Source organism: Flavobacterium qiangtangense, from assembly GCF_042658345.1.
In the GTDB taxonomy this organism is placed as follows: Bacteria; Bacteroidota; Bacteroidia; order Flavobacteriales; family Flavobacteriaceae; genus Flavobacterium; species Flavobacterium qiangtangense.
Genome location: NZ_JBHSQB010000010.1, coordinates 98367 through 117887, shown reverse-complemented (window position 1 = coordinate 117887; position 19521 = coordinate 98367). Strand labels below are relative to the sequence as shown.

The 19521-nt window shown below is 36.8% G+C and carries 16 protein-coding genes; 10 read left to right on the top strand and 6 right to left on the bottom strand.

Annotated elements, in window-relative coordinates:
• Positions 1 to 10 precede the first annotated feature (10 nt).
• Complete coding sequence (locus tag ACFPVY_RS14355; protein ID WP_379792815.1) at positions 11 to 3025, bottom strand: beta strand repeat-containing protein; 3015 nt, start codon at positions 3023 to 3025, stop codon at positions 11 to 13.
• A 182-nt stretch (positions 3026 to 3207) separates the two neighbouring features.
• Between ACFPVY_RS14355 and ACFPVY_RS14350 the strand changes: the two genes are divergently transcribed.
• Positions 3208 to 3645 carry a hypothetical protein gene (locus ACFPVY_RS14350; protein WP_379792813.1) on the top strand — a complete coding sequence of 146 codons (438 nt, stop codon included), beginning with the start codon at positions 3208 to 3210 and terminating at the stop codon, positions 3643 to 3645.
• Between the two features lie 138 nt (positions 3646 to 3783).
• Here ACFPVY_RS14350 and ACFPVY_RS14345 read toward each other — a convergent pair whose 3' ends face one another.
• The 5 genes from ACFPVY_RS14345 to ACFPVY_RS14325 all read right to left on the bottom strand — a co-directional run bounded on the left by ACFPVY_RS14345 (position 3784) and on the right by ACFPVY_RS14325 (position 9039).
• The gene (locus tag ACFPVY_RS14345; protein ID WP_379792812.1) at positions 3784 to 4950 is read right to left on the bottom strand and encodes a peptidylprolyl isomerase; all 1167 of its coding nucleotides are present in this window, start codon (positions 4948 to 4950) and stop codon (positions 3784 to 3786) included.
• Positions 4951 to 4965: 15 nt separating this feature from the next.
• Positions 4966 to 6069 carry a peptidylprolyl isomerase gene (locus tag ACFPVY_RS14340; protein ID WP_379792811.1) on the bottom strand — a complete coding sequence of 368 codons (1104 nt, stop codon included), beginning with the start codon at positions 6067 to 6069 and terminating at the stop codon, positions 4966 to 4968.
• A gap of 9 nt (positions 6070 to 6078) precedes the next feature.
• Positions 6079 to 6708 (bottom strand): gliding motility-associated peptidyl-prolyl isomerase GldI, encoded by a 630-nt coding sequence (gene gldI / locus ACFPVY_RS14335; RefSeq protein ID WP_379792810.1) that lies wholly within the window; start codon positions 6706 to 6708, stop codon positions 6079 to 6081.
• 3 nt (positions 6709 to 6711) lie between these two features.
• Positions 6712 to 7722 carry a DHH family phosphoesterase gene (locus ACFPVY_RS14330; protein ID WP_379792809.1) on the bottom strand — a complete coding sequence of 337 codons (1011 nt, stop codon included), beginning with the start codon at positions 7720 to 7722 and terminating at the stop codon, positions 6712 to 6714.
• Positions 7723 to 7785: 63 nt separating this feature from the next.
• Positions 7786 to 9039: a voltage-gated chloride channel family protein gene (locus ACFPVY_RS14325; RefSeq protein WP_379792808.1), complete on the bottom strand. Its 1254-nt coding sequence runs from the start codon at positions 9037 to 9039 to the stop codon at positions 7786 to 7788.
• 166 nt (positions 9040 to 9205) lie between these two features.
• Between ACFPVY_RS14325 and guaA the strand changes: the two genes are divergently transcribed.
• The 9 genes from guaA (at position 9206) to ACFPVY_RS14280 (ending at position 19402) form a co-directional block, all read left to right on the top strand.
• The gene (gene guaA / locus ACFPVY_RS14320; protein WP_379792807.1) at positions 9206 to 10735 is read left to right on the top strand and encodes a glutamine-hydrolyzing GMP synthase; all 1530 of its coding nucleotides are present in this window, start codon (positions 9206 to 9208) and stop codon (positions 10733 to 10735) included.
• Between the two features lie 103 nt (positions 10736 to 10838).
• Positions 10839 to 12866 carry a LysM peptidoglycan-binding domain-containing protein gene (locus ACFPVY_RS14315; protein ID WP_379792806.1) on the top strand — a complete coding sequence of 676 codons (2028 nt, stop codon included), beginning with the start codon at positions 10839 to 10841 and terminating at the stop codon, positions 12864 to 12866.
• Entirely contained in the window at positions 12866 to 13267 is a 402-nt protein-coding gene (locus tag ACFPVY_RS14310; RefSeq protein ID WP_379792804.1) for an OsmC family protein, read from the top strand. The genes ACFPVY_RS14315 and ACFPVY_RS14310 overlap by 1 nt, the downstream gene beginning before the upstream one ends.
• Before the next feature lie 96 nt (positions 13268 to 13363).
• A complete protein-coding gene (locus ACFPVY_RS14305; RefSeq protein WP_379792803.1) occupies positions 13364 to 13789 on the top strand; it encodes a hypothetical protein in 426 nt (141 codons plus the stop codon).
• A 144-nt stretch (positions 13790 to 13933) separates the two neighbouring features.
• On the top strand, positions 13934 to 14188 hold the full coding sequence (locus ACFPVY_RS14300; protein ID WP_379793083.1) for a DUF2752 domain-containing protein: 255 nt from the start codon (positions 13934 to 13936) through the stop codon (positions 14186 to 14188).
• A gap of 1 nt (position 14189) precedes the next feature.
• Positions 14190 to 14423: a DUF3820 family protein gene (locus ACFPVY_RS14295; RefSeq protein WP_379792802.1), complete on the top strand. Its 234-nt coding sequence runs from the start codon at positions 14190 to 14192 to the stop codon at positions 14421 to 14423.
• 218 nt (positions 14424 to 14641) lie between these two features.
• Positions 14642 to 16255: a CTP synthase gene (locus ACFPVY_RS14290; protein WP_379792801.1), complete on the top strand. Its 1614-nt coding sequence runs from the start codon at positions 14642 to 14644 to the stop codon at positions 16253 to 16255.
• A 66-nt stretch (positions 16256 to 16321) separates the two neighbouring features.
• Positions 16322 to 18244, top strand: a complete 1923-nt coding sequence (yidC, locus tag ACFPVY_RS14285; RefSeq protein WP_379792800.1) for a membrane protein insertase YidC — start codon at positions 16322 to 16324, stop codon at positions 18242 to 18244.
• A 417-nt stretch (positions 18245 to 18661) separates the two neighbouring features.
• Positions 18662 to 19402: a toxin-antitoxin system YwqK family antitoxin gene (locus ACFPVY_RS14280; RefSeq protein ID WP_379792799.1), complete on the top strand. Its 741-nt coding sequence runs from the start codon at positions 18662 to 18664 to the stop codon at positions 19400 to 19402.
• Positions 19403 to 19521: the final 119 nt, after the last annotated feature.

The following is a 19521-nucleotide window of genomic DNA, read 5'->3' as shown; positions in this document are numbered from 1 at the left end:
TTTCAACCATTTAATTTCCTACCACAAGTTTGTGGGTTTCAATTTGGTTTCCAGAAGAAAGCTGTACGGCGTAAATTCCGGTTGCTAAATTATTTAGGTTAATTGTATTTGTAGCTTCAGAAGCATCAAATTTCATTAAAAGTTTTCCAGAGCTTATTTCATAAATCGTTCCTTGAACTGAATTTCCAAAACTTGGTGCAATGTCAATTTGAACAATTCCACGATTCGCCGGATTAGGGTATAAAACGCTTCTTTTGTTATTTGCAAAAGCAAAATCATCCGTTCCAAGAGTTGATTGTGATTCAAAAGATCCGATATCTCTAATACCGCCAAAAATTGCATTTCCAATTTGGTCATTAAAAGTATCTGCTGGACTTCCGGTGTTGTATGCCGGACTGTTCGCTAAAAGTTGGTGCGTAAATGTTGTTCCACCGTTATTTGCCAAAGGTCCAACCAAAGGATTTATTGGCAAAGCCGTTGTTCCTTCGATATCTCCTGTGGAAGTTGTAAAAACATTCGTGTTATCTTGGCCAATTAAATTATAACCGTTTGACACAAAACTTCCTGTGGCGTTCGAAAGATCTCTTCCGGTAACGGCAATATTTAAAGCAACAATCGAATTTTTTAAAGTGGCAGTTGTTGCGCTGTTATTTGCAATTCCGCCTCCGTTTGCCGTTGCGGTATTATTTGCAACAGTTGAAGCATTTATTGAAAAAGTATCATTATTGTAAACGCCGCCGCCGTTATTTGCAGAAGTATTTCCAGAAATTGTGGTCAATAAAAATGTCGCATTTCCAGTTTTTACATGAACGCCACCACCATTTCCAAGAGCTCCGTCAGAAATATTATTTGAAATTGTAGAATTATTTACGACCAAAGTTCCTCCGTTATTAAAAATTCCGCCACCGCCGTGAAGTACATCCGGACCGCTTGCTGTGTTTGAATCAACAGTAAGATTCGTTACCGTCATTGTGCTTCCGGTTTGATTCCAAAGACCTCCGCCTTCGCGACGCGCATCATTTCCTGAAACTCTTCCGCCCATGATTACAGTTGTTGTAACTCCAGAAATATGCAAAGCACCGCCGTTACCAGGATTTGGAGTTCCGGCACCGCCATCAACGTCATTGCCAGTCATGATAACATTGTTCAAATTTAAATTTCCGGCCACAACTTCAATCGCTCCTCCAGCTCTATTTGCTGCATTTGAGTCTAAAGTTGAAGCATTTACCGTAACAGTTCCGGCAAGGCTAAAAATTCCGCCACCGCTTCCAGAAGTTCCGGTTGCCAAATTGTTTGTGATTGTCGCATTGGTTACGTTTACCGTTCCAGCAGTATTGAAAATAGCCCCACCGCCGTCATCAGCTGCTGGACCAGAAACTGTATTTGCGTTTAAAGTTGTACCCGTTACATTCATCGTACCTGAACCGTTCCATAAGCCACCACCTTCAAGAGTTGCAGTATTATTATTTACAGTTCCTCCAGTAATAGTAACACTTCCCGCTCCAGTAATATGTAAACCGCCACCATTTCCTGGAGGTCCGGTTACGCTATTGCTATTTAAATTTACGTTATTAAGAAGAATGGTGCTTGTTCCAGAATTATCTTCAATACCACCACCGGCTCTGACAGCTGTATTTCCTGTGATTGCAGTATTTGTTACGGAAAGCTGAGAACCTACGTCATTTAAAATTCCGCCTCCGCTTCCCAAAGTTCCGTTTGCAATATTGTTAGAAATTACAGCATTTTGAATGACTAAAGTTCCTGCGTTTAAGTTGTAAATTCCGCCACCGCCTTGATCTGCGCCAGCGCCAGAAGAGGTATTTCCGTTAATCGTAGTTCCGTTGATTGTCATTGTTCCTGATCCATTCCAAAGACCGCCACCTTCCGCGGAAGCGATATTTGTATTCACAGTTCCGCCATTTATATTCACAACTCCAGGGCCTGTAACGTGCAAACCGCCTCCATTTCCAGGATTTGAAGCTGTTGAATTCCCGTTAAGATTGACGTTATTTAAAGTGACAATTGATGTTGCGCCAGAATTTACCTCGATACCGCCACCAGCTCTGTTTGCTGTATTTCCAGTTATTGTAGAACTAGAAATAGTGACCGTCGAACCAACATCGTTTAAAATTCCGCCACCGCTTCCTGAAGTTCCGTTAGCGATATTGTTGGTAATTGTAGCGTTCATCACTGTCAAAGTTCCTCCGTTAAGAGCATAAATTCCGCCACCGCCATTGTCGGCAGCAACGCCAGAAGCAGTGTTTCCGTTAATAGTTGTTCCTGTAACTGACATCGTTCCTGAACCGTTCCAAAGACCGCCACCTTCCGCGGCAGCGACATTCATGTTTACAGTTCCGCCAGTGATAACGGCCGTTCCGTTACCAGTGATGTGAAAACCACCACCATTTCCTGGCGCAGCAGTCGCGGGAGCAACACCTGCGTTATTGGAAATTAAATTTGTGTTGTTCAATGTAACCGTAGTTCCGGCCACACTTTCAATTCCTCCGCCGGCACGGTTAGCTCGGTTTCCAGAAATTGTTGAATTTGTCGAAGAAAATGTAGCGCCTGTATTAGCGTAAATTCCGCCACCGCTTCCGGAAGCGCCATTTGCAACGCTATTTGAAACCAAAACGTTATTTAAAACAACATTGGCATTTGCGATTTGAATTGCACCACCGTTGTCGGCCAAACCGTTTGTCAACGTGATTCCATTGAGCGTAAAAGTTCCTGTAGTTACATCAAAAATTCTTCCGTTTGCGTTTCCGTTTATTGTCGTTAAAAGTGTGCCGTTTCCGGTGATCGTTAACGATTTATTGATCGCAATTTGACCAGAAGTCAATGTAATATTCGTTACGGTAACAGCGACAGTCAGTGTTGCTCCGCTCGCGGCGTTTGCAATCTGAGTTCTTAAAGTTCCCGCAGAACCGTCGTCTAGATTGCTCGTCACGACTTGTGCGTTTGCCGTCGTCAGCAAAAGCAATAAAAATCCCAAAGAAAGAATTTTCGTTAAAGTAGTTTTTTTCATAAAATTGGTAATTAAAATTGGTTAAAATACTAGGTTTAAAATAATTACGCTATGAAATGAAGATTGGTTTTCGGATTTATGTTAAATAAAAGCTAAATTAACTGATTGATTTTCAGGTGATTTATTTTATTTTTTAAGCAAAAAAATGTCCATATCTTTGCAAAAAAATACACTTTACAATTATGAAAATCAATTCAAAAACAGGAATAGATAAATTAATATTCGGAATGTTTCAAAAAGATGTGGAAGCGCTTTATGGCAAGCCAAATAAAAGTTTTAAAGACGAAGACGATAATACTGTTTACCAATATAACGAGCAAAAATTACGCTTGACGTTTTATAAAGAAGAAAATTTTAAGTTGGGATACATCGTTGGATCAAGCCAAGATTTGAGTTTGTTCGAGAAAAAAGTAATAGGCAGAAATGTAGTGGAAGTTCAAAAAGAATTGAATACGAAAGATTTTGCAAAGTGGGAAAAAGAAGAATTTGACACTTTAGAAAACTATTTCAATGAATCAAATTGGATGATTTTACAAACAGAATTTAATGATGTTGTAAAAGTGGAAGTAGGAGCAATCATCAATGATAAAGATGAATTTGACTGGAAATTTAAGAAGTAATTTTTAGCGTTCAGTAAATAGTTATCAGATTTCAGTTTGCAGATTTTAGTAATCAGGTTAATAAAAAAGAAGGGATTTTCATTTCGAAAATCCCTTCTTTTTTTGTCTGCAATCTAAATACTGCATGTTGTAATCTAATTAGTTTTTAGCAGGAAGCGCATCTAAAAGTTCCACTTCAAAAATAATATTTGCATTTGGCGGAATCACGCCACCAGCACCTCTTTCACCATATCCAAGAGCAGACGGAATGAAAAGCGTAGCTTTATCACCAATTGATAATTGGTCTAATCCTTCAGTAAAACCTGGTACAAAACGGTGGCTTCCCACAGTTGACGCAAGCGGTTGGTAGCCGTTTTGAGCAGCGCGGTTCGCATCAAATTTTCCGTAAATTTTGTTAACTTCTTCAACGCTACTGTCAAAAAGTGAACCGTCTTCAAGGTATCCAGAATAATGAACATAAACGTTAGTTCCGTTTGTTGGTTTTACCCCAGTTCCTTTTTTAGTAACTGTGTATTCTAAACCAGAAGCTGTTTTAGTAGCCGTTTTTCTCACTTTCGTTAATTCAGCAACTTTTGCAGTTTTGATCGGCGTAATTTTCGCTTCGGTCTCTTTTTTCTTAGCTTCTAAAGCATCTGCCTCTTTTTTGGCGTAAGCATCTTTGTCTGCAAAATATTCGTTGAAAACTTTTGCTGCGTCAAATTTCTTGGCATCAGAACCTTTTCTAACGATTTTAACTTCCATGATTACATCGTTTTGGGCAATTGCATTTACGACATCCATACCAGATGTAACTTTTCCAAAAACGGTGTGTTTGTTATCTAACCAAGGCGTTTCTTTATGCGTAATGAAAAATTGCGAACCGTTTGTTGCCGGTCCAGAATTAGCCATAGACAAAATTCCGCCAGAATTATGTTTTAAATCTGGGTGAAATTCATCCTTAAATTTGTAGCCAGGATCTCCAGCTCCAGTTCCAAGTGGGTCACCACCTTGAATCATGAAATTTGCGATAACTCTATGAAATTTTAATCCAGTATAAAATTTCTTTCCCTTGTATTTTTCGCTAACTGCGTTGTTTGTTCCTTCGGCCAAAGAGATAAAATTGGCAACTGTAATTGGTGCTTTTTGATATTCCAATTCAATTGTGATTCTACCTTTATTGGTTTCCATCACTGCAAAAATTCCATCTGGATTTTCTGCTTTTGCAGTAGTTGTCGCTTTTTTTGGAGTCGTTTTTGCTTTCGTTTTTTGGGCAAAGCCTCCAACAGAGAACGCCAGAAATAAAAGACAGATTAACTTTGTTTTCATCTTAAATCGATTTTTTTAGTTAGCAAGTAGTTCAAGTTCAAAAATAATATTGGCATTTGGAGGAATTACGCCGCCAGCGCCTCTTTCGCCATAACCCAAATAAGAAGGGATGAAAATCACGGCTTTATCGCCATAAGACAACTGCTCAATTCCTTCAATAAATCCTGGAATCATGCCTTCTTTTGCGCCCGCAGTAAATGGAATTGGCTGGTATCCTTTTTGCGCGGCACGGTTTGGATCCACAGTTCCATAAGTCGTCGCAACGCTTTCAATGTTAGAATCAAATAAATCTCCGTTTTCAAAATATCCAGCATAATTCAAGAAAACTTGCGCTCCCGGAACTGGTTTTTTACCATTTCCTTTTTTGATTATTTTAAATTGTAAACCAGATTGTGTTTTTGTTGAAGTTGCTTTTTCAGCTGTAAAAAAAGCTTCTTTTGCTTTGATGACTTTAGCAAATTGAGCTCTCATTTTCAACTTTTCTTCCTCAATTTTCTTTTGATTTGCTACTTCATTCGCAAAATTATCTTTGAAAATTTTTGGAGCATCAAATTTCTTTGCATCTTCACCTTTCCTGATGATTGTAATTTTCTTGATTACATCGTCTTGTTGAATCGCATTTACAACTTCCATTCCGTTTTCAAGAACATGTCCAAAAACAGTATGAATTCCTGTTAACCAAGGCGTTGCGGTGTGTGTGATGAAAAACTGGCTTCCGTTTGTACCAGGGCCACCGTTTGCCATTGCCAAAATTCCTTCTTTGTCAAGTGGTAAATCGGCAACAATTTCGTCTTTGAATTTATATCCAGGCCCGCCCATTCCAGTTCCTTCAGGATCACCACCTTGAATCATGAAATTAGCCAAAACTCTATGAAATTTTAATCCGTCATAAAAAGGTTTTCCTTTGTATCTTTCATCCACCATCGTATTTTTTCCTTCGGCCAAAGACACAAAGTTAGCAACTGTGATTGGTGTTTTTTTGTATTCTAATTCTACTAAAATCGTTCCTTTTGAAGTTTCAATTTCAGCATACATTCCGTCTTTAAGATTATTTGTTTTGCTGTCGCAAGACATAAAAAAAGCCGTAAGTCCTAAAAATAGGCTAGTTAATTTCTTCATTTTAATTTATTATTGTTTTGGTTCTTCAGTAGTTGCAGGCGTCACAATAGCTTTTGGAGCAGTTGTAGCATTTTGAGTTGATCTAGCTTCCGCTTCCGGTTTGATATCTCTTAACGAAATTGTGGTCATCAACGGTTGATTGTGACCAATTCTTCTATCATCGCCGTGGTAGCCGTAACCCATGTGAGATGGAAACAAGAAAGTCACTTTCTCGCCTTTTTTCATCAACTTGATTCCGTCGCGCATTCCCATCATAATATTTTGTTTGTCAACTAGATATACTTGTGGTTTTAGCTCGAATTCCGTGTAAATTACATTTCCGTCAAGATCTTTAATTTCGTAATCGAAGTAAGCAACATCACCTTTTTTTGGAAGCAAAGTGTCTTTTGAAGCGCTTTTTGTTTCGTATTTGTACCAATATCCTTTTGGCGAAGCGATATAATCTGAAGCAGTATCGCTTTTCATAATTGACTCAATTTTAGATTCCTCTCCGGCAATTAATTTCTTATTTCGAGCCACAGATTCTTTCATAAAAGTTCCGGACGAATACGAAACAGGTTTTCTGGCCTGCTGATTGTTACAGCTCGAAAGCAAAAGAGCTCCGGCAAAAATGCAAGCCAATATTTGAGTAAATTTCATAGGTTACACATTAAAATTTTGTTGTGATAAAATAGATTCGAAATCTTTGATCGTTTCGTCTAATGATTTGGTTGATTTTCCGCCCGCAGCATTGATATGTCCGCCTCCGTTGAAATATTGACGGGCAAATTGGTTTACGTCAAAATCTCCTTGCGAACGAAAAGATATCTTCACGATTCCCTCTTCTTTGTTTTCAATAAAGATAGCGGCAAAAATGATGCCTTTTATCGTAAGGCCATAATTTACAATGCCTTCGGTGTCACCTTTTACATATTTGAACTCGTCTAATTCTTGTTGTGTCAATCGAATGTAAGACGTTTTATAGTCTGGAAAAACTTTCAGATTCTGAAGCGCTCTTCCTAATAATTGCAATCTGTGGTATGAATTGTTGTCAAACAGTGAATTGTGGATGTCGCCATTTCTTGCTCCTAAATCTAATAAAGCAGCTGCAACTCTGTGGGTTTCGCTTGTGGTGGTTGGAAAACGGAAAGACCCAGAATCCGTCACAATTCCAGTATAAAGACAGCTGGCGATGGTTTCGTCAAGCAGTTCTTTTTTTCCTAAATAAGAAATGAAATTATAAATCATCTCGCAAGTAGAACCAAATTTTGTGTTTGAGTACATAAAAGTCGCATAATCATCAGGTTTCTGGTGATGATCAATCATAATGAAAGGCGTTTTTAATTTGTTCAAAACGTTTTCCATTTCGCCGGTTCTGTGCAAAGCATTAAAATCTAAAGTGAAAATCAAGTCAGCACTTTGAAGTACTTTCGCAACATTTTCTTTGTCTTTCTCGAAAATCAAGACATTTTCTGAACCCGGAAGCCAAGCCAAAAACTCAGGAAATTCATTTGGAGCAATAACAGTTGCTTCGTGATTCAATTTTTTTAAAAAATGATATAATCCTAATGTTGAGCCCATTGCATCTCCATCCGGACTTCTGTGTGGAATGATGGCAATCTTTTTTGGTGACGCCAATAATTCCAATATTCCTTTAATTTCTTCTTCTTTCATAGGTTGCGAAATTACATTTTTTTACCTAATAATTGATAATATTATAGAAAGGAAGCATGTCATTTATAGATTTTTTAAGTTTTTTCTACGTATTTTTTCATAGAGCATAAACTTTGGGCCTTTTACAATTTGTGAATGGTAAATTCCCGTAGTACCTGAACAGAAATAAGCTACAACGCAAGCAATTCCTATATAAATGCCACAGTTGATACCAAAAAGCTCAATTCCCATGATCGTGCAAGCGATTGGCGTGTGCGTTGCGCCAGAAAATACAGCCACAAATCCCATCCCGGCCAAAAGTGCGATAGGTAAAGGAACGAATGCAGATAAGGCACTGCCCAAAGTGGCTCCCACAAAAAATAAAGGAGTGACTTCACCACCTTTAAAACCCGCGCCAAGTGTAAATCCTGTGAATAGAATTTTTAGCAAGAAATCTATATTACCACTCTGATTTTCAAATGACTCTACAATTGTTGGAATTCCAAGTCCGATATATTTTTTGACATCGAAACTAAATATAATTACAGCTAAAATTAGGCCTCCAATAAAAGGACGCAGTGGCGGAAACAAAATGTATGAAAATATTTTTCCCCAAAAATGGGTGGTTCGAGAAAATGCCAAAGCCGCAAAACCAAATAAAATCCCACAAAGAATTATCCAAATAAAATTCCTGAAATCAATTTCTGGGACAAAGGGAATGTGGTAATGTGTATGTTTTATTTGAAGAAATTCGACTGTGAAATAAGAAATATAAGCTACCGCAAAAGATGGAATGATGCTTTTCAAATTGATTTTGCTGAAATACAAAACTTCTACGGCGAAAATGGCTCCTGTCAAGGGAGTTCCAAAAATAGAAGCGAAACCAGCACTGATTCCGATGATTAAAATTGTTTTTCTTTCGGAAGCGTCAAGTTTAAAAATCTTGGTAAATTGGTCAGAAATTGCTGTTCCCATTTGAACCGCAGTTCCTTCACGACCGGCAGAACCTCCAAATAAATGCGTCAATAATGTGCCGATTAAAACCAAGGGCGCCATTTTTAAAGGAATAATTTTCTTCGGATTTTCATATTCTTCCAAAATCAAATTATTTCCTTTCACAACTTCCTTTCCATAATAATGATAAAGCAACCCGATGAGTAAGCCGCCAATTGGCAACAAAGCGATAATCCCAAAATTATTTTCTCGAATTTTGGTTACAAATTCTAAAGACAAAAGGAAAATTGCAGAAGAAACACCAGAAAATATTCCCACAAGCAGACAAATTATTGTCCATTTTAAAATGTTTTTAGGAAAGTTTTTTTTAATATTTTCTAGCATAATAAAAATTCGATTCAAGCAAAATTAGCGTCAAAACCGCTGAAATGACTGGCTTTACAACTTTTGATAAATTGCAAAGTAAATTTGAAATACAATACTACAAAAAACTTTCTGCTTTTTTTTCTAAACCAATTTTTAAATTCAAATACTAATAGTATTTTTGCGCATGCAACACAACGTACTTATTTTAGATTTCGGATCGCAATACACACAACTAATTGCGAGAAGGGTTCGCGAGCTAAATATCTTCTGCGAAATTTTCCCTTACAATCATTTTCCGAGTGATTTATCAAGCTATAAAGCTGTAATTTTATCTGGTAGCCCTTTTTCAGTTCGTGCTGAAGATGCGCCACATCCTGACTTATCTCAAATTAGAGGAAAACTGCCGATGTTAGCCGTTTGTTATGGCGCGCAATATTTAGCACATTTTGCTGGAGGAGAAGTCGCTCCGTCAAACATCCGCGAATATGGTAGAGCCAATCTTTCTTTTATTAAAGGAGAAGAAGCATTTTTTGACGGCGTGCATTTGAACAGCCAAGTTTGGATGAGCCACAGTGATACGATTAAAACGATGCCTTCAAACGGAGTTCGTTTGGCAAGCACAAAAGATGTGGAAAACGCTGCTTACAGAATTGACGGCGAAGATACTTATGCCATTCAATTTCACCCAGAAGTATATCATTCAACAGATGGAAAACAGATTTTGGAGAATTTCTTGGTAAAAATTGCTCAAGTTCCTCAAAATTTTACTCCAAATGCTTTTGTGGAAGAAATCGTAGCAGAAATGCAAGAAAAAATTGGGGATGATAAAGTCGTTCTTGGTCTTTCTGGCGGTGTAGATTCTACTGTTGCGGCGGTTTTATTGCACAAAGCTATCGGGAAAAACCTGTACTGTATTTTTGTAAACAACGGATTGCTTCGCAAGAATGAATTCGAAAGTGTTTTGGAACAATATAAAGGAATGGGCTTAAACGTAAAAGGTGTTGATGCTTCGGCACGCTTTTTGGGAGAGCTTGCAGGAATTGAAGACCCAGAGACAAAAAGAAAAACAATCGGTCGCGTGTTCATTGAAGTTTTTGATGCTGAATCTCACCTTTTAGAAGGTGTAAAATTCTTGGCACAAGGAACAATTTATCCAGACGTAATTGAATCTGTTTCGGTAAAAGGGCCTTCTGCAACAATCAAATCGCATCATAATGTGGGCGGATTGCCAGATTTTATGAAGTTGAAAGTTGTTGAACCGCTTCGTATGCTTTTCAAAGACGAAGTAAGAAGAGTGGGAGCAACCTTGGGAATTTCGGCAGCATTATTAGGAAGACATCCGTTTCCGGGACCAGGATTGTCAATTAGAATTTTGGGAGACATTACTCCAGAAAAAGTAAGAATTCTTCAAGAAGTAGATTATATTTTCATCGAAGGTTTGAAATCTCACGGATTATATGACAAAGTTTGGCAAGCAGGAGCGATTTTACTTCCGGTAAACAGCGTTGGAGTTATGGGCGACGAAAGAACTTACGAAAAAGTGGTTGCTTTAAGAGCCGTGGAATCAACAGACGGAATGACGGCGGACTGGGTTCACCTTCCTTATGAATTCTTGATGACGATTTCAAACGAAATTATCAATAAAGTGAAAGGCGTGAACAGAGTCGTGTATGACATCAGCTCAAAACCGCCTGCAACTATTGAGTGGGAATAAATTTTTATAATCAATAAATAATAATTAAGTCGTTGCTTTTTGTAAATTAGTAACGACTTAATAGCTTAAAACAAATCTAATAGCCTTTAAAAACAAACACAAAATGAAGCAGTTTTTTATCGTATTTTTATCCGTATTTCTAATTTCTTTTTCGGGTCAAGCCCAAGAAAATGTCAAACATACCGTAGCAAAAGGTGAAACTATTACACAAATTGCACAGAAATATAATGTTACTCCTTTAGATATTTATACTTTAAATCCAGATGCCAGAAATGGAGTGAAAGAGGAAACTGTTTTATTAATTCCTTCTAAAAATAAAGCCGTAAAAGTTCCAAATAAGGAAACAAAACCATCGCAAGTTTCAGTTTCTAAGGAAGCAAAAACACACGTTGTACAACCAAAAGAAACGCCTTATGGTTTGTCAAAACAATACGGAATAACACTTGCTGATTTAGAAAAAGCAAATCCTGAAATTAAAGAAGCTGGTTTAAAAATCGGACAAACTTTAAAAATTCCGGGTTCTAAAACTGTACGAGAAGAAGCTCCGAAAGAATTGACAAAAAAGGAAGAAAGAAAAGTGGAAAAAGAGGAAAAAAAGGCTGAAAGGGAAGCAAAGAAAGAAGCTAAAAAAGAAGAAAAAGTAGAATCAAAGACTTCAGAAGTAGTTTATGAAGTGGTTCCAAAAGACACAAAATATTCAATTTCAAAACGATACGGAATTTCAATTGAAGAATTAGAAAAAACAAATCCTTCGATCAAAACAGACAGCTTAAAAATTGGACAAAAGTTAGTTATCAAAGCTGATGTTTCAAAAGCGGAAGTTGTTCAAAGGCAAGAAACTGCAAAAGAATCTCCGAAACAAGAAACGCCAAATGGCGAATATACTTCGTATCAGGTGAAACCTAAAGAAACTTTATACAGTCTTTCAAGGCAATTTGGCTTGAGCCAAAATGGTTTGGTTGCGCTAAATCCAGAATTGGAAGCCGGCGTGAGAGAAGGAATGACTTTAAAGGTTCCAAAAACGGTTTCCATTACTGCTGCAAACGACAAAAATTTTACCGATTTGACGAAATCTATTTCTAAGAAAGATAGAAAAGAATTGGTTTTGCTTTTGCCGTTCAATGTTTCAAAAGTCACTAATGACACGACAGCAACGATCCAATCTCGATTGAAAAAAGACAACTTCTTGAACATGACGCTTGATTTTTATTCAGGAGCTTTGGTAGCGATTGATTCTGCGAAAACGTTGGGATTAAACATTGATGTAAAGATTTTTGATTCGCAAGAAAACAAAACTTCTTCCGCAATTTCAAGTTCTTTCGTGGATGCAAATTTGTTGAAAGCAGACGTCGTTGTTGGTCCGTTTTATCAAACACACGCAGAAAAAACTGCACAGCTTTTGAGTAAAAATAATATTCCGGTGATTTCGCCTTTGTCAAAAGATAACAGTATGGTTTATAGTAATTTATATCAAACTATGCCAACAACTGATAACTTGAAAGGTGCAATGTTTGATTATTTGAACCAAAAAAGTGCGAACCTAATTGCAATTGTAGATCCAAAAAAAGGTTCGATCAAAAAGTATATTTCAAGCAATCATCCAAATGTAAAAATGGCGGATTACACGGTTGAAAGCATGAAAGGTTTGCTTGTCAAAGACCGAATGAATTATGTGATTATGGAGACGGAAAACACGTTTATGATTAAAAATATAATCACGGCTTTAGTTGCGGCGAAAACCACTTACCAAGTTCAATTGGTGATTCTAGAACCAAATGATAAACTTGAATCTGATGAAATTGCTATCAGCAGTTTGGCTAAATTGAACTTGCTTTATGCGTCTGTAACTCGTGAAAATGAAACTCCCGAAGCGGCGATATTTTCAAAAGTGTACAAAAAGAAAAATAATATTTTCCCAAATCAATATGCGACAAGAGGCTTTGACGTGACATTTGACGCGATGCTTCGTTTGTCTCAAGAAAAAAGTTTTGAGGAAACTATTTTTGACAACGCGACAGAGCAAGTTGAAAATAAATTTAATTATACAAAAAATCCAGCGGGAGGTTATTCAAATAGAGGAGTTTACATTCTTTATTATGACGAAGATTTATCCGTAAAAGAAGCAAGATAATGACATCAAAAGTAACTTATTTAGGAGATTTAAGAACGTCTTCAATTCATCTTCAGTCAGGCTCAGAAATTATATCTGATGCGCCGGTTGACAATAACGGCAAAGGCGAAGCATTTTCTCCAACGGACACTGTTGCAAACGGTTTGGCGAGTTGCATGATGACCGTTATGGGAATTAAAGCCAGAGATTTGAACGTCGATTTAACGGGTTCGACAGCTTCTGTAACCAAACATATGCAAGCCGAACCTAGAAAAATTTCAAAAATTGAAGTCGCTTTTGAAATGGCAATTGCCGTTGATGAAAAGACAAAAACAATTTTAGAAAGGACAGCAAATACTTGTCCGGTTCATTTAAGTTTGAATCCGGATATTGAAAAAGTTATTACTTTTACTTGGAAATAAATCTTAAATAATTGTTAATAACTTTAGTTTCGAAAACGTTGTAAGTGTACGTATTTTTCTATTTTTGTAAGACTTTTAACGAAAATAAAAACAAAAATGGAAAACTATACACCACCATCAAATGCAGGTCAGGGAATGGGAATTGCAGCATTAGTGCTGGGAATCATTGCTGTTATCGCTGCATTTATTCCTTGTTTTGGATTAATTGCAATTCTTTTTGGAGTTCTTGCGATTATCTTTGGAGCAATTGGTTTGTCTCAAGCTAAGAAAGCAAATGCTCCAACCACGATGCCAAAATCTGGTTTGATTTTAGGAATCGTTGCAACAGTATTCGTGATTATTTGGATGTTAGTTGTCATCGGTACTTTTGGTGCGGCAGCTATGTCAAATATGGATGAAATTAAAGAAGCGATGGATTCTATTGAAGTAGAAACTGGAAGAGCTGGAGATTCAATTGACAGAGATATTCAAGAAATCGAAGCAGAAGCTACAGCAGTTGATACAACGGCTCCGGCAAACTAAATTTCAGTGAAAATAAATCCTTCTTACGAGATCGATTCTTATAAAAAGATAAACGTGATTTTTATTTTATTAATCGCGTTTATCTTTTTTTATTGTTTTTTAGCGCCGTATTTTTCCATCGGAATTCCATCTTCCTGCGAAGGAATGCCTTTGATTTATTGCAAAAGCCGAGGATTGACCAGAGCATTTTCTCAAATTCTCAGATTCAATTTCCAAGAAGCGATTGCGTTCAATCCGTATTGCTTAAAGATTTTTTTATTCTTCCTAATTCAATTATTCTTGCGAATCTTCATAAATATAAAAGTAAATTTGCAAAGATTTAAAACCATTTTGTTTCTGGATATTTTTGGAAGCATTCTGTTTTTTCTATTTTCCTTTTATAATTTAATTCTTCCATAATTTGGACCAAGATAAAAAACAGCTTATTAAATTAGCCCACACAAAAATGCCCTTCGGAAAATATGAAGGCTGGCATTTAATTGATTTGCCCGAATATTACGTGGTTTGGTACAGCAATAAAGGTTTTCCAAAAGGAGAATTGGGCCAGCAAATGCAATTGGTTTACGAACTAAAACTAAACGGTTTGGAAGAATTGATAAGAAATATCAAGAAACAATATCCAAAACCTCTTTAATGAGATAATTTGTCAATTAGATAATTAAAAACGCCAATTTTGAGTGCAAAAATGTCTTGTTTACGAATGATTTGGCTGTGTATTTCACTAATTCGATAATTATCAAATCCGCTAATTTTCACATTCGCCAATTATCTAATTATCTAATTCGCTAATTGACTAATTAATTCGTACTTTTGCCACGTTTTTTACGCAACACAACTACAAACAACAACATAATGAATCAGACGAAATATATTTTTGTTACAGGCGGTGTGACTTCTTCCTTAGGGAAAGGAATTATCGCGGCTTCGCTAGCAAAATTATTGCAAGCCAGAGGATATCGAACGACAATCCAGAAATTTGACCCTTACATTAACGTGGATCCGGGAACATTAAATCCTTATGAACACGGAGAATGTTTTGTGACAGATGATGGAGCTGAAACCGATTTGGATTTAGGTCACTACGAACGTTTCTTGAATGTTCCAACTTCCCAAGCCAATAACGTAACTACCGGAAGAGTCTATCTTTCTGTTATTGAGAAGGAAAGAAGAGGGGAGTTTTTAGGAAAAACCGTTCAAGTCGTTCCGCATATCACGAATGAGATTAAGGAAAGAATGCAATTGCTTGGAAAATCTGGTGATTTTGACATCGTGATTACTGAAATTGGAGGAACTGTCGGAGATATCGAATCGCTTCCTTATATTGAGTCTGTTCGCCAATTAGTTTGGGAATTAGGTGAAAATAACGGAATTGTAATTCATCTGACTTTGGTTCCATTTTTGGCGGCAGCCGGAGAATTAAAAACAAAACCGACACAGCATTCTGTGAAAACATTGATGGAAAGCGGTATCAAAGCTGATATCTTGGTTTGCAGAACAGAACACGAATTATCAGACGAATTGCGCCAAAAATTAGCATTGTTCTGCAATGTGAAAAGAGAAGCGGTTATTCAGTCCATCGATGCTTCAACGATTTATGACGTTCCAAATTTAATGTTGGAAGAAGGTCTTGACAAAGTAGCATTGAAAAAATTAGATTTGCCAGAAAAAGCAACTCCAGATTTAAAAAACTGGAACGAATTTTTGCAAAAACATAAAAATCCGAAGCATATCGTAAACATCGGTTTGGTTGGGAAATACGTAGAATTGCAAGATTCCTATAAATCAATTTTAGAAGCATTCATCCATGCAGGCGCGACAAATGAAACTAAAGTTAACGTGGTAAGCATTCACTCAGAATATTTAGACGAGAAAAATGCGACCGAAAAATTGAAAGATTTAGATGGAATTTTAGTCGCTCCAGGTTTTGGAGAAAGAGGAATTGAAGGAAAAATCGAAACTGTTCGTTACGCAAGAGAAAATAATATTCCGTTTTTCGGAATTTGTCTTGGAATGCAAATGGCGGTTATTGAATATTCAAGAAATGTTTTGGGTCACAAAGATGCCAACTCCACAGAAATGAATTCTGGAACGGCTCATCCGGTTATTAACTTGATGGAAGAACAGAAAACCATTACTGACAAAGGCGGCACAATGCGTCTTGGAGCTTGGAAATGTGATATGAAAGAAAGCTCGTTGGCTTCAAAAATTTATGGCAAAAGCCAAATTGAAGAGCGTCACCGTCACCGTTATGAGTTCAACGGAGAATATTTAGAGGCATTAGAAAAAGCTGGATTATCAGCATCAGGAGTAAATCCGGATACGAAATTGGTAGAAATCATTGAAATTGAGAAGCATCCGTTTTTCATTGGTGTTCAATATCATCCAGAATATAAAAGTACTGTAGCGAATCCGCATCCACTTTTTGTGAATTTCGTAAAAGCTGCGGTAGATTACAAGAATAAATAGTTTGGAGAAATTCTTCAAGCATTTGGTAACGCGTTAGTGCGTAATTATTAATTATTTTAGAATAAAATGGAAGAAAAAAAGTTTGACCGTAATTCGATTATTGGCTTTGTACTGATTTTTTTAATCTTGCTAGGCATAATGTACGTCAACAAGCCAGCCGGAGAAATTCAAGGCAAAGACAAGAAAGAACAATCTGAAAAACAGGTAAACCAAGACGTGGTTGCTGCAAAACCTGCAATCACTGACACTATCAAAAATGATTCGCTTCAGACGGAAAAACTGAAAGCAACATTGGGTAGTTTTGCTTATGCTGCAACGCTTCCATCTGCAAAAGCAGTTACAAACACAATTGAAAATGACCTTGTAAAACTTACTTTTTCAAATAAAGGAGGTTATATCGTAGACGCTGAAATGAAAAATTTCGAAGCATTCAAAAAAGGTTCTGGCCAATTGGTTAAGATAATTAAAGAGAACAATGCCAACTTAAATATCGAGTTGAAAACGCAAGGAAATCTTGTGTTGAATACCAAAGATTTATATTTTGAGCCAAACGTTTCAAAAGAAGGTGACAATCAAGTTTTGACAATGCGTTTAAAAGCAGGTCCAGAACAATTTTTAGAATACCGTTATGTTTTGAAACCAGGCGAATACATGCTTGATTTCTCAGTAAGAACGCAAGGTTTAAGCAAAGTGTTGCAGACTTCAAAACCGCTTCCGATGGAGTGGAATATGAAAACCTACAGAAACGAAAAAAGTGTTTCTTACGAAAACCGTTATTCTGATTTGGTGTACGAATATGAAGGTGGAAAAGACAATGATTTAGGTCAATCTTCAAAAACAGAAGTAGCAAAAGAAGTAACGTATGTAGCTTTCAAACAGCACTTTTTTACGTCAATTTTGTTGACAGACACGCCATTTACAACAGCAGAATTAAAGACTGAAAACTTGGTTCACGATGTTGAAAAAGACACGATTTTCACAAAAGCATACAAAGCGACTTTGCCATTAGCTTTCAAAGGTGGCGAAGTAAACTATAATATGAACTGGTATTACGGACCAGCTGATTACAAAATCTTAGACAAATACGAAAAAAATCTTGACGAAGTAATTCCATTAGGTTGGGGAATTTTCGGATGGATCAACCGTTGGATTTTTATTCCGGTTTACGGATTCTTAAGCCAATTCATGGCACACGGAATCGCGATTATCGTCTTCACGATTTTAGTTCGTTTGGCAATGTCGCCGGTGACTTACAAATCATATTTGTCTCAAGCAAAAATGAAAGTGCTTCGTCCAGAGATCAATGAATTGAACGAAAAATTCAAGAAAGATCCGATGAAAAAACAACAAGAAACAATGAAACTTTACAGCAAAGCTGGCGTAAATCCAATGGCAGGTTGTCTTCCGGCGGTGATGCAAATTCCAGTTTTCTATGCATTGTTCCAGTTTTTTCCTTCGGCAATTGAATTGAGACAGAAAAACTTCCTTTGGGCAGAAGATTTGTCATCATTTGACGCCGTGCTTTCTTGGAAACAGCACATTCCCGTAATTTCGTCTTTCTATGGAAACCACGTGAGTTTATTCCCAATTTTAGCCGCAATCGCAATTTTCTTCTATATGAAAATGACGACGGGCGACCAGCAAATGTCAGCGCCACAACAAGAAGGAATGCCAGATATGAGCAAAATCATGAAAATGATGATTTATATTTCGCCATTGATGATGATGATTTTCTTCAACAATAACGCGTCAGGACTGTCATTATACTATTTTGTATCAAACACAATCACCATCGGAATTATGTTGGTAATCAAAAATTACATCATCAACGACGAGAAGATTCACGCTAGAATTCAAGAAAACAAAACGAAAGAAAAGCCAAAAAGCAAGTTTCAGCAAAAAATAGCAGATATGATGGAGCAAGCACAAGAACAGCAAAAAGAAAAGAAAGCCACACTTGAAGAAAAGAAAGCAAACAGAAAAAGATAAATCAAAAAGCACTCATTAAAACGGGTGCTTTTTTTGTAAGAAGCGAATCGTTGGGCATTTTCAGTAAAGGCAATTCCCGCTTTCCGTTCCAATCTTTTTTTGTCACCTCGAGCGCAGTCGAGAGGCATTTGCTTAAAAAAAAGGATTTCCTCTCCTCCCGAAGTTTCGGGACGGGGCTATCTGAGAATCTTTCCGCTTCCTTTTAAACTTCAGAATAAAGCCGCAATAAAATGCGACAATTTTAGTTAATAGAAATAAAATAAAGCATCCAAAAAAAAAACTTATAAGCCCTTATATGCCTTTCATGATAAATAGAAAAAATCGGTACAGTCATTGCATAATCATTAAAACATAGATTTCAAAAATTATTAAAATTTCTCAAATCTGTGTTCCAATAAAACATTGTATAAATAAAATATGAAATCAATCTTATTCACATTACTAACATTTTTAGCCTTCCAAACATTCGCCCAAGAAACCAACAAAATTGACGAAAAAGGACAACCCCACGGACTCTGGAAAGGAACATACGAAGCCTCAAAACGCCCACGTTATGAAGGAACTTTCGACCACGGAAAAGAAACTGGAACATTCAAGTTCTTCGACGATACAAAAGAATTAAAAGTGATCGCAACCAGAGATTTTTCTGCAAAAGACGGTTCAGCTTACACGACTTTTCTTGATCAAAAAGGCAACAAAGTCAGTGAGGGAAAAGAAGTAAACAAGCTTGCCGAAGGCGAATGGAAATACTACCACTTCGAGTCAAAAGAAATTATGTCTACCGAAAATTACTCCAAAGGAAAATTAAACGGTGTAAAAAAAGTATTCTACAAAAACGGAAAAATCGCCGAAGAAACTACCTATGTAAACGGAATCAAAAACGGACCGTATAAAAAATATTCTGAAAAAGGAGACGTTTTTGAAGACGCTACATACAAAAATGACCAATTTGACGGACCAGTTATTTATAATGATGGCGCCGGAAAAACAATCAAAGGACAATTTAAAGACGGCAAAAAATCAGGCAAATGGAAATATTTCCAAAACGGAAAACTGACCAAAGAAGAAGACCCAAACAAAGCCAAAAAAGAAAAATTCAAAATAGACAGCAAAAATAAAGGCGCAAGAAAACAAAAGCAAAACCAGCCAAAAGGATAGTTTTCTCAAATGACCTTATATGCCTTAAATGGTAAAAAAGGGAACAAGAATAAAGCCCGAGAAACCAATCAAAACAAAAAGATTAGTTTTCTAAACGACTTTATTTGCCTTATATGGTG

What these genes read in the sequence shown, in the direction of transcription:
- ACFPVY_RS14355 (WP_379792815.1), bottom strand. Translation starts at nt 3,025, where the DNA reads ATGAAAAAAACTACTTTAACGAAAATTCTTTCTTTGGGATTTTTATTG.
- ACFPVY_RS14300 (WP_379793083.1), top strand. Translation starts at nt 13,934, where the DNA reads ATGCCTTTGATTTATTGCAAAAGCCGAGGATTGACCAGAGCATTTTCT.
- ACFPVY_RS14345 (WP_379792812.1), bottom strand. Translation starts at nt 4,950, where the DNA reads ATGAAAACAAAGTTAATCTGTCTTTTATTTCTGGCGTTCTCTGTTGGA.
- ACFPVY_RS14350 (WP_379792813.1), top strand. Translation starts at nt 3,208, where the DNA reads ATGAAAATCAATTCAAAAACAGGAATAGATAAATTAATATTCGGAATG.
- ACFPVY_RS14310 (WP_379792804.1), top strand. Translation starts at nt 12,866, where the DNA reads ATGACATCAAAAGTAACTTATTTAGGAGATTTAAGAACGTCTTCAATT.
- gldI (WP_379792810.1), bottom strand. Translation starts at nt 6,708, where the DNA reads ATGAAATTTACTCAAATATTGGCTTGCATTTTTGCCGGAGCTCTTTTG.
- ACFPVY_RS14315 (WP_379792806.1), top strand. Translation starts at nt 10,839, where the DNA reads ATGAAGCAGTTTTTTATCGTATTTTTATCCGTATTTCTAATTTCTTTT.
- ACFPVY_RS14280 (WP_379792799.1), top strand. Translation starts at nt 18,662, where the DNA reads ATGAAATCAATCTTATTCACATTACTAACATTTTTAGCCTTCCAAACA.
- ACFPVY_RS14340 (WP_379792811.1), bottom strand. Translation starts at nt 6,069, where the DNA reads ATGAAGAAATTAACTAGCCTATTTTTAGGACTTACGGCTTTTTTTATG.
- ACFPVY_RS14290 (WP_379792801.1), top strand. Translation starts at nt 14,642, where the DNA reads ATGAATCAGACGAAATATATTTTTGTTACAGGCGGTGTGACTTCTTCC.
- ACFPVY_RS14330 (WP_379792809.1), bottom strand. Translation starts at nt 7,722, where the DNA reads ATGAAAGAAGAAGAAATTAAAGGAATATTGGAATTATTGGCGTCACCA.
- yidC (WP_379792800.1), top strand. Translation starts at nt 16,322, where the DNA reads ATGGAAGAAAAAAAGTTTGACCGTAATTCGATTATTGGCTTTGTACTG.
- ACFPVY_RS14325 (WP_379792808.1), bottom strand. Translation starts at nt 9,039, where the DNA reads ATGCTAGAAAATATTAAAAAAAACTTTCCTAAAAACATTTTAAAATGG.
- ACFPVY_RS14305 (WP_379792803.1), top strand. Translation starts at nt 13,364, where the DNA reads ATGGAAAACTATACACCACCATCAAATGCAGGTCAGGGAATGGGAATT.
- guaA (WP_379792807.1), top strand. Translation starts at nt 9,206, where the DNA reads ATGCAACACAACGTACTTATTTTAGATTTCGGATCGCAATACACACAA.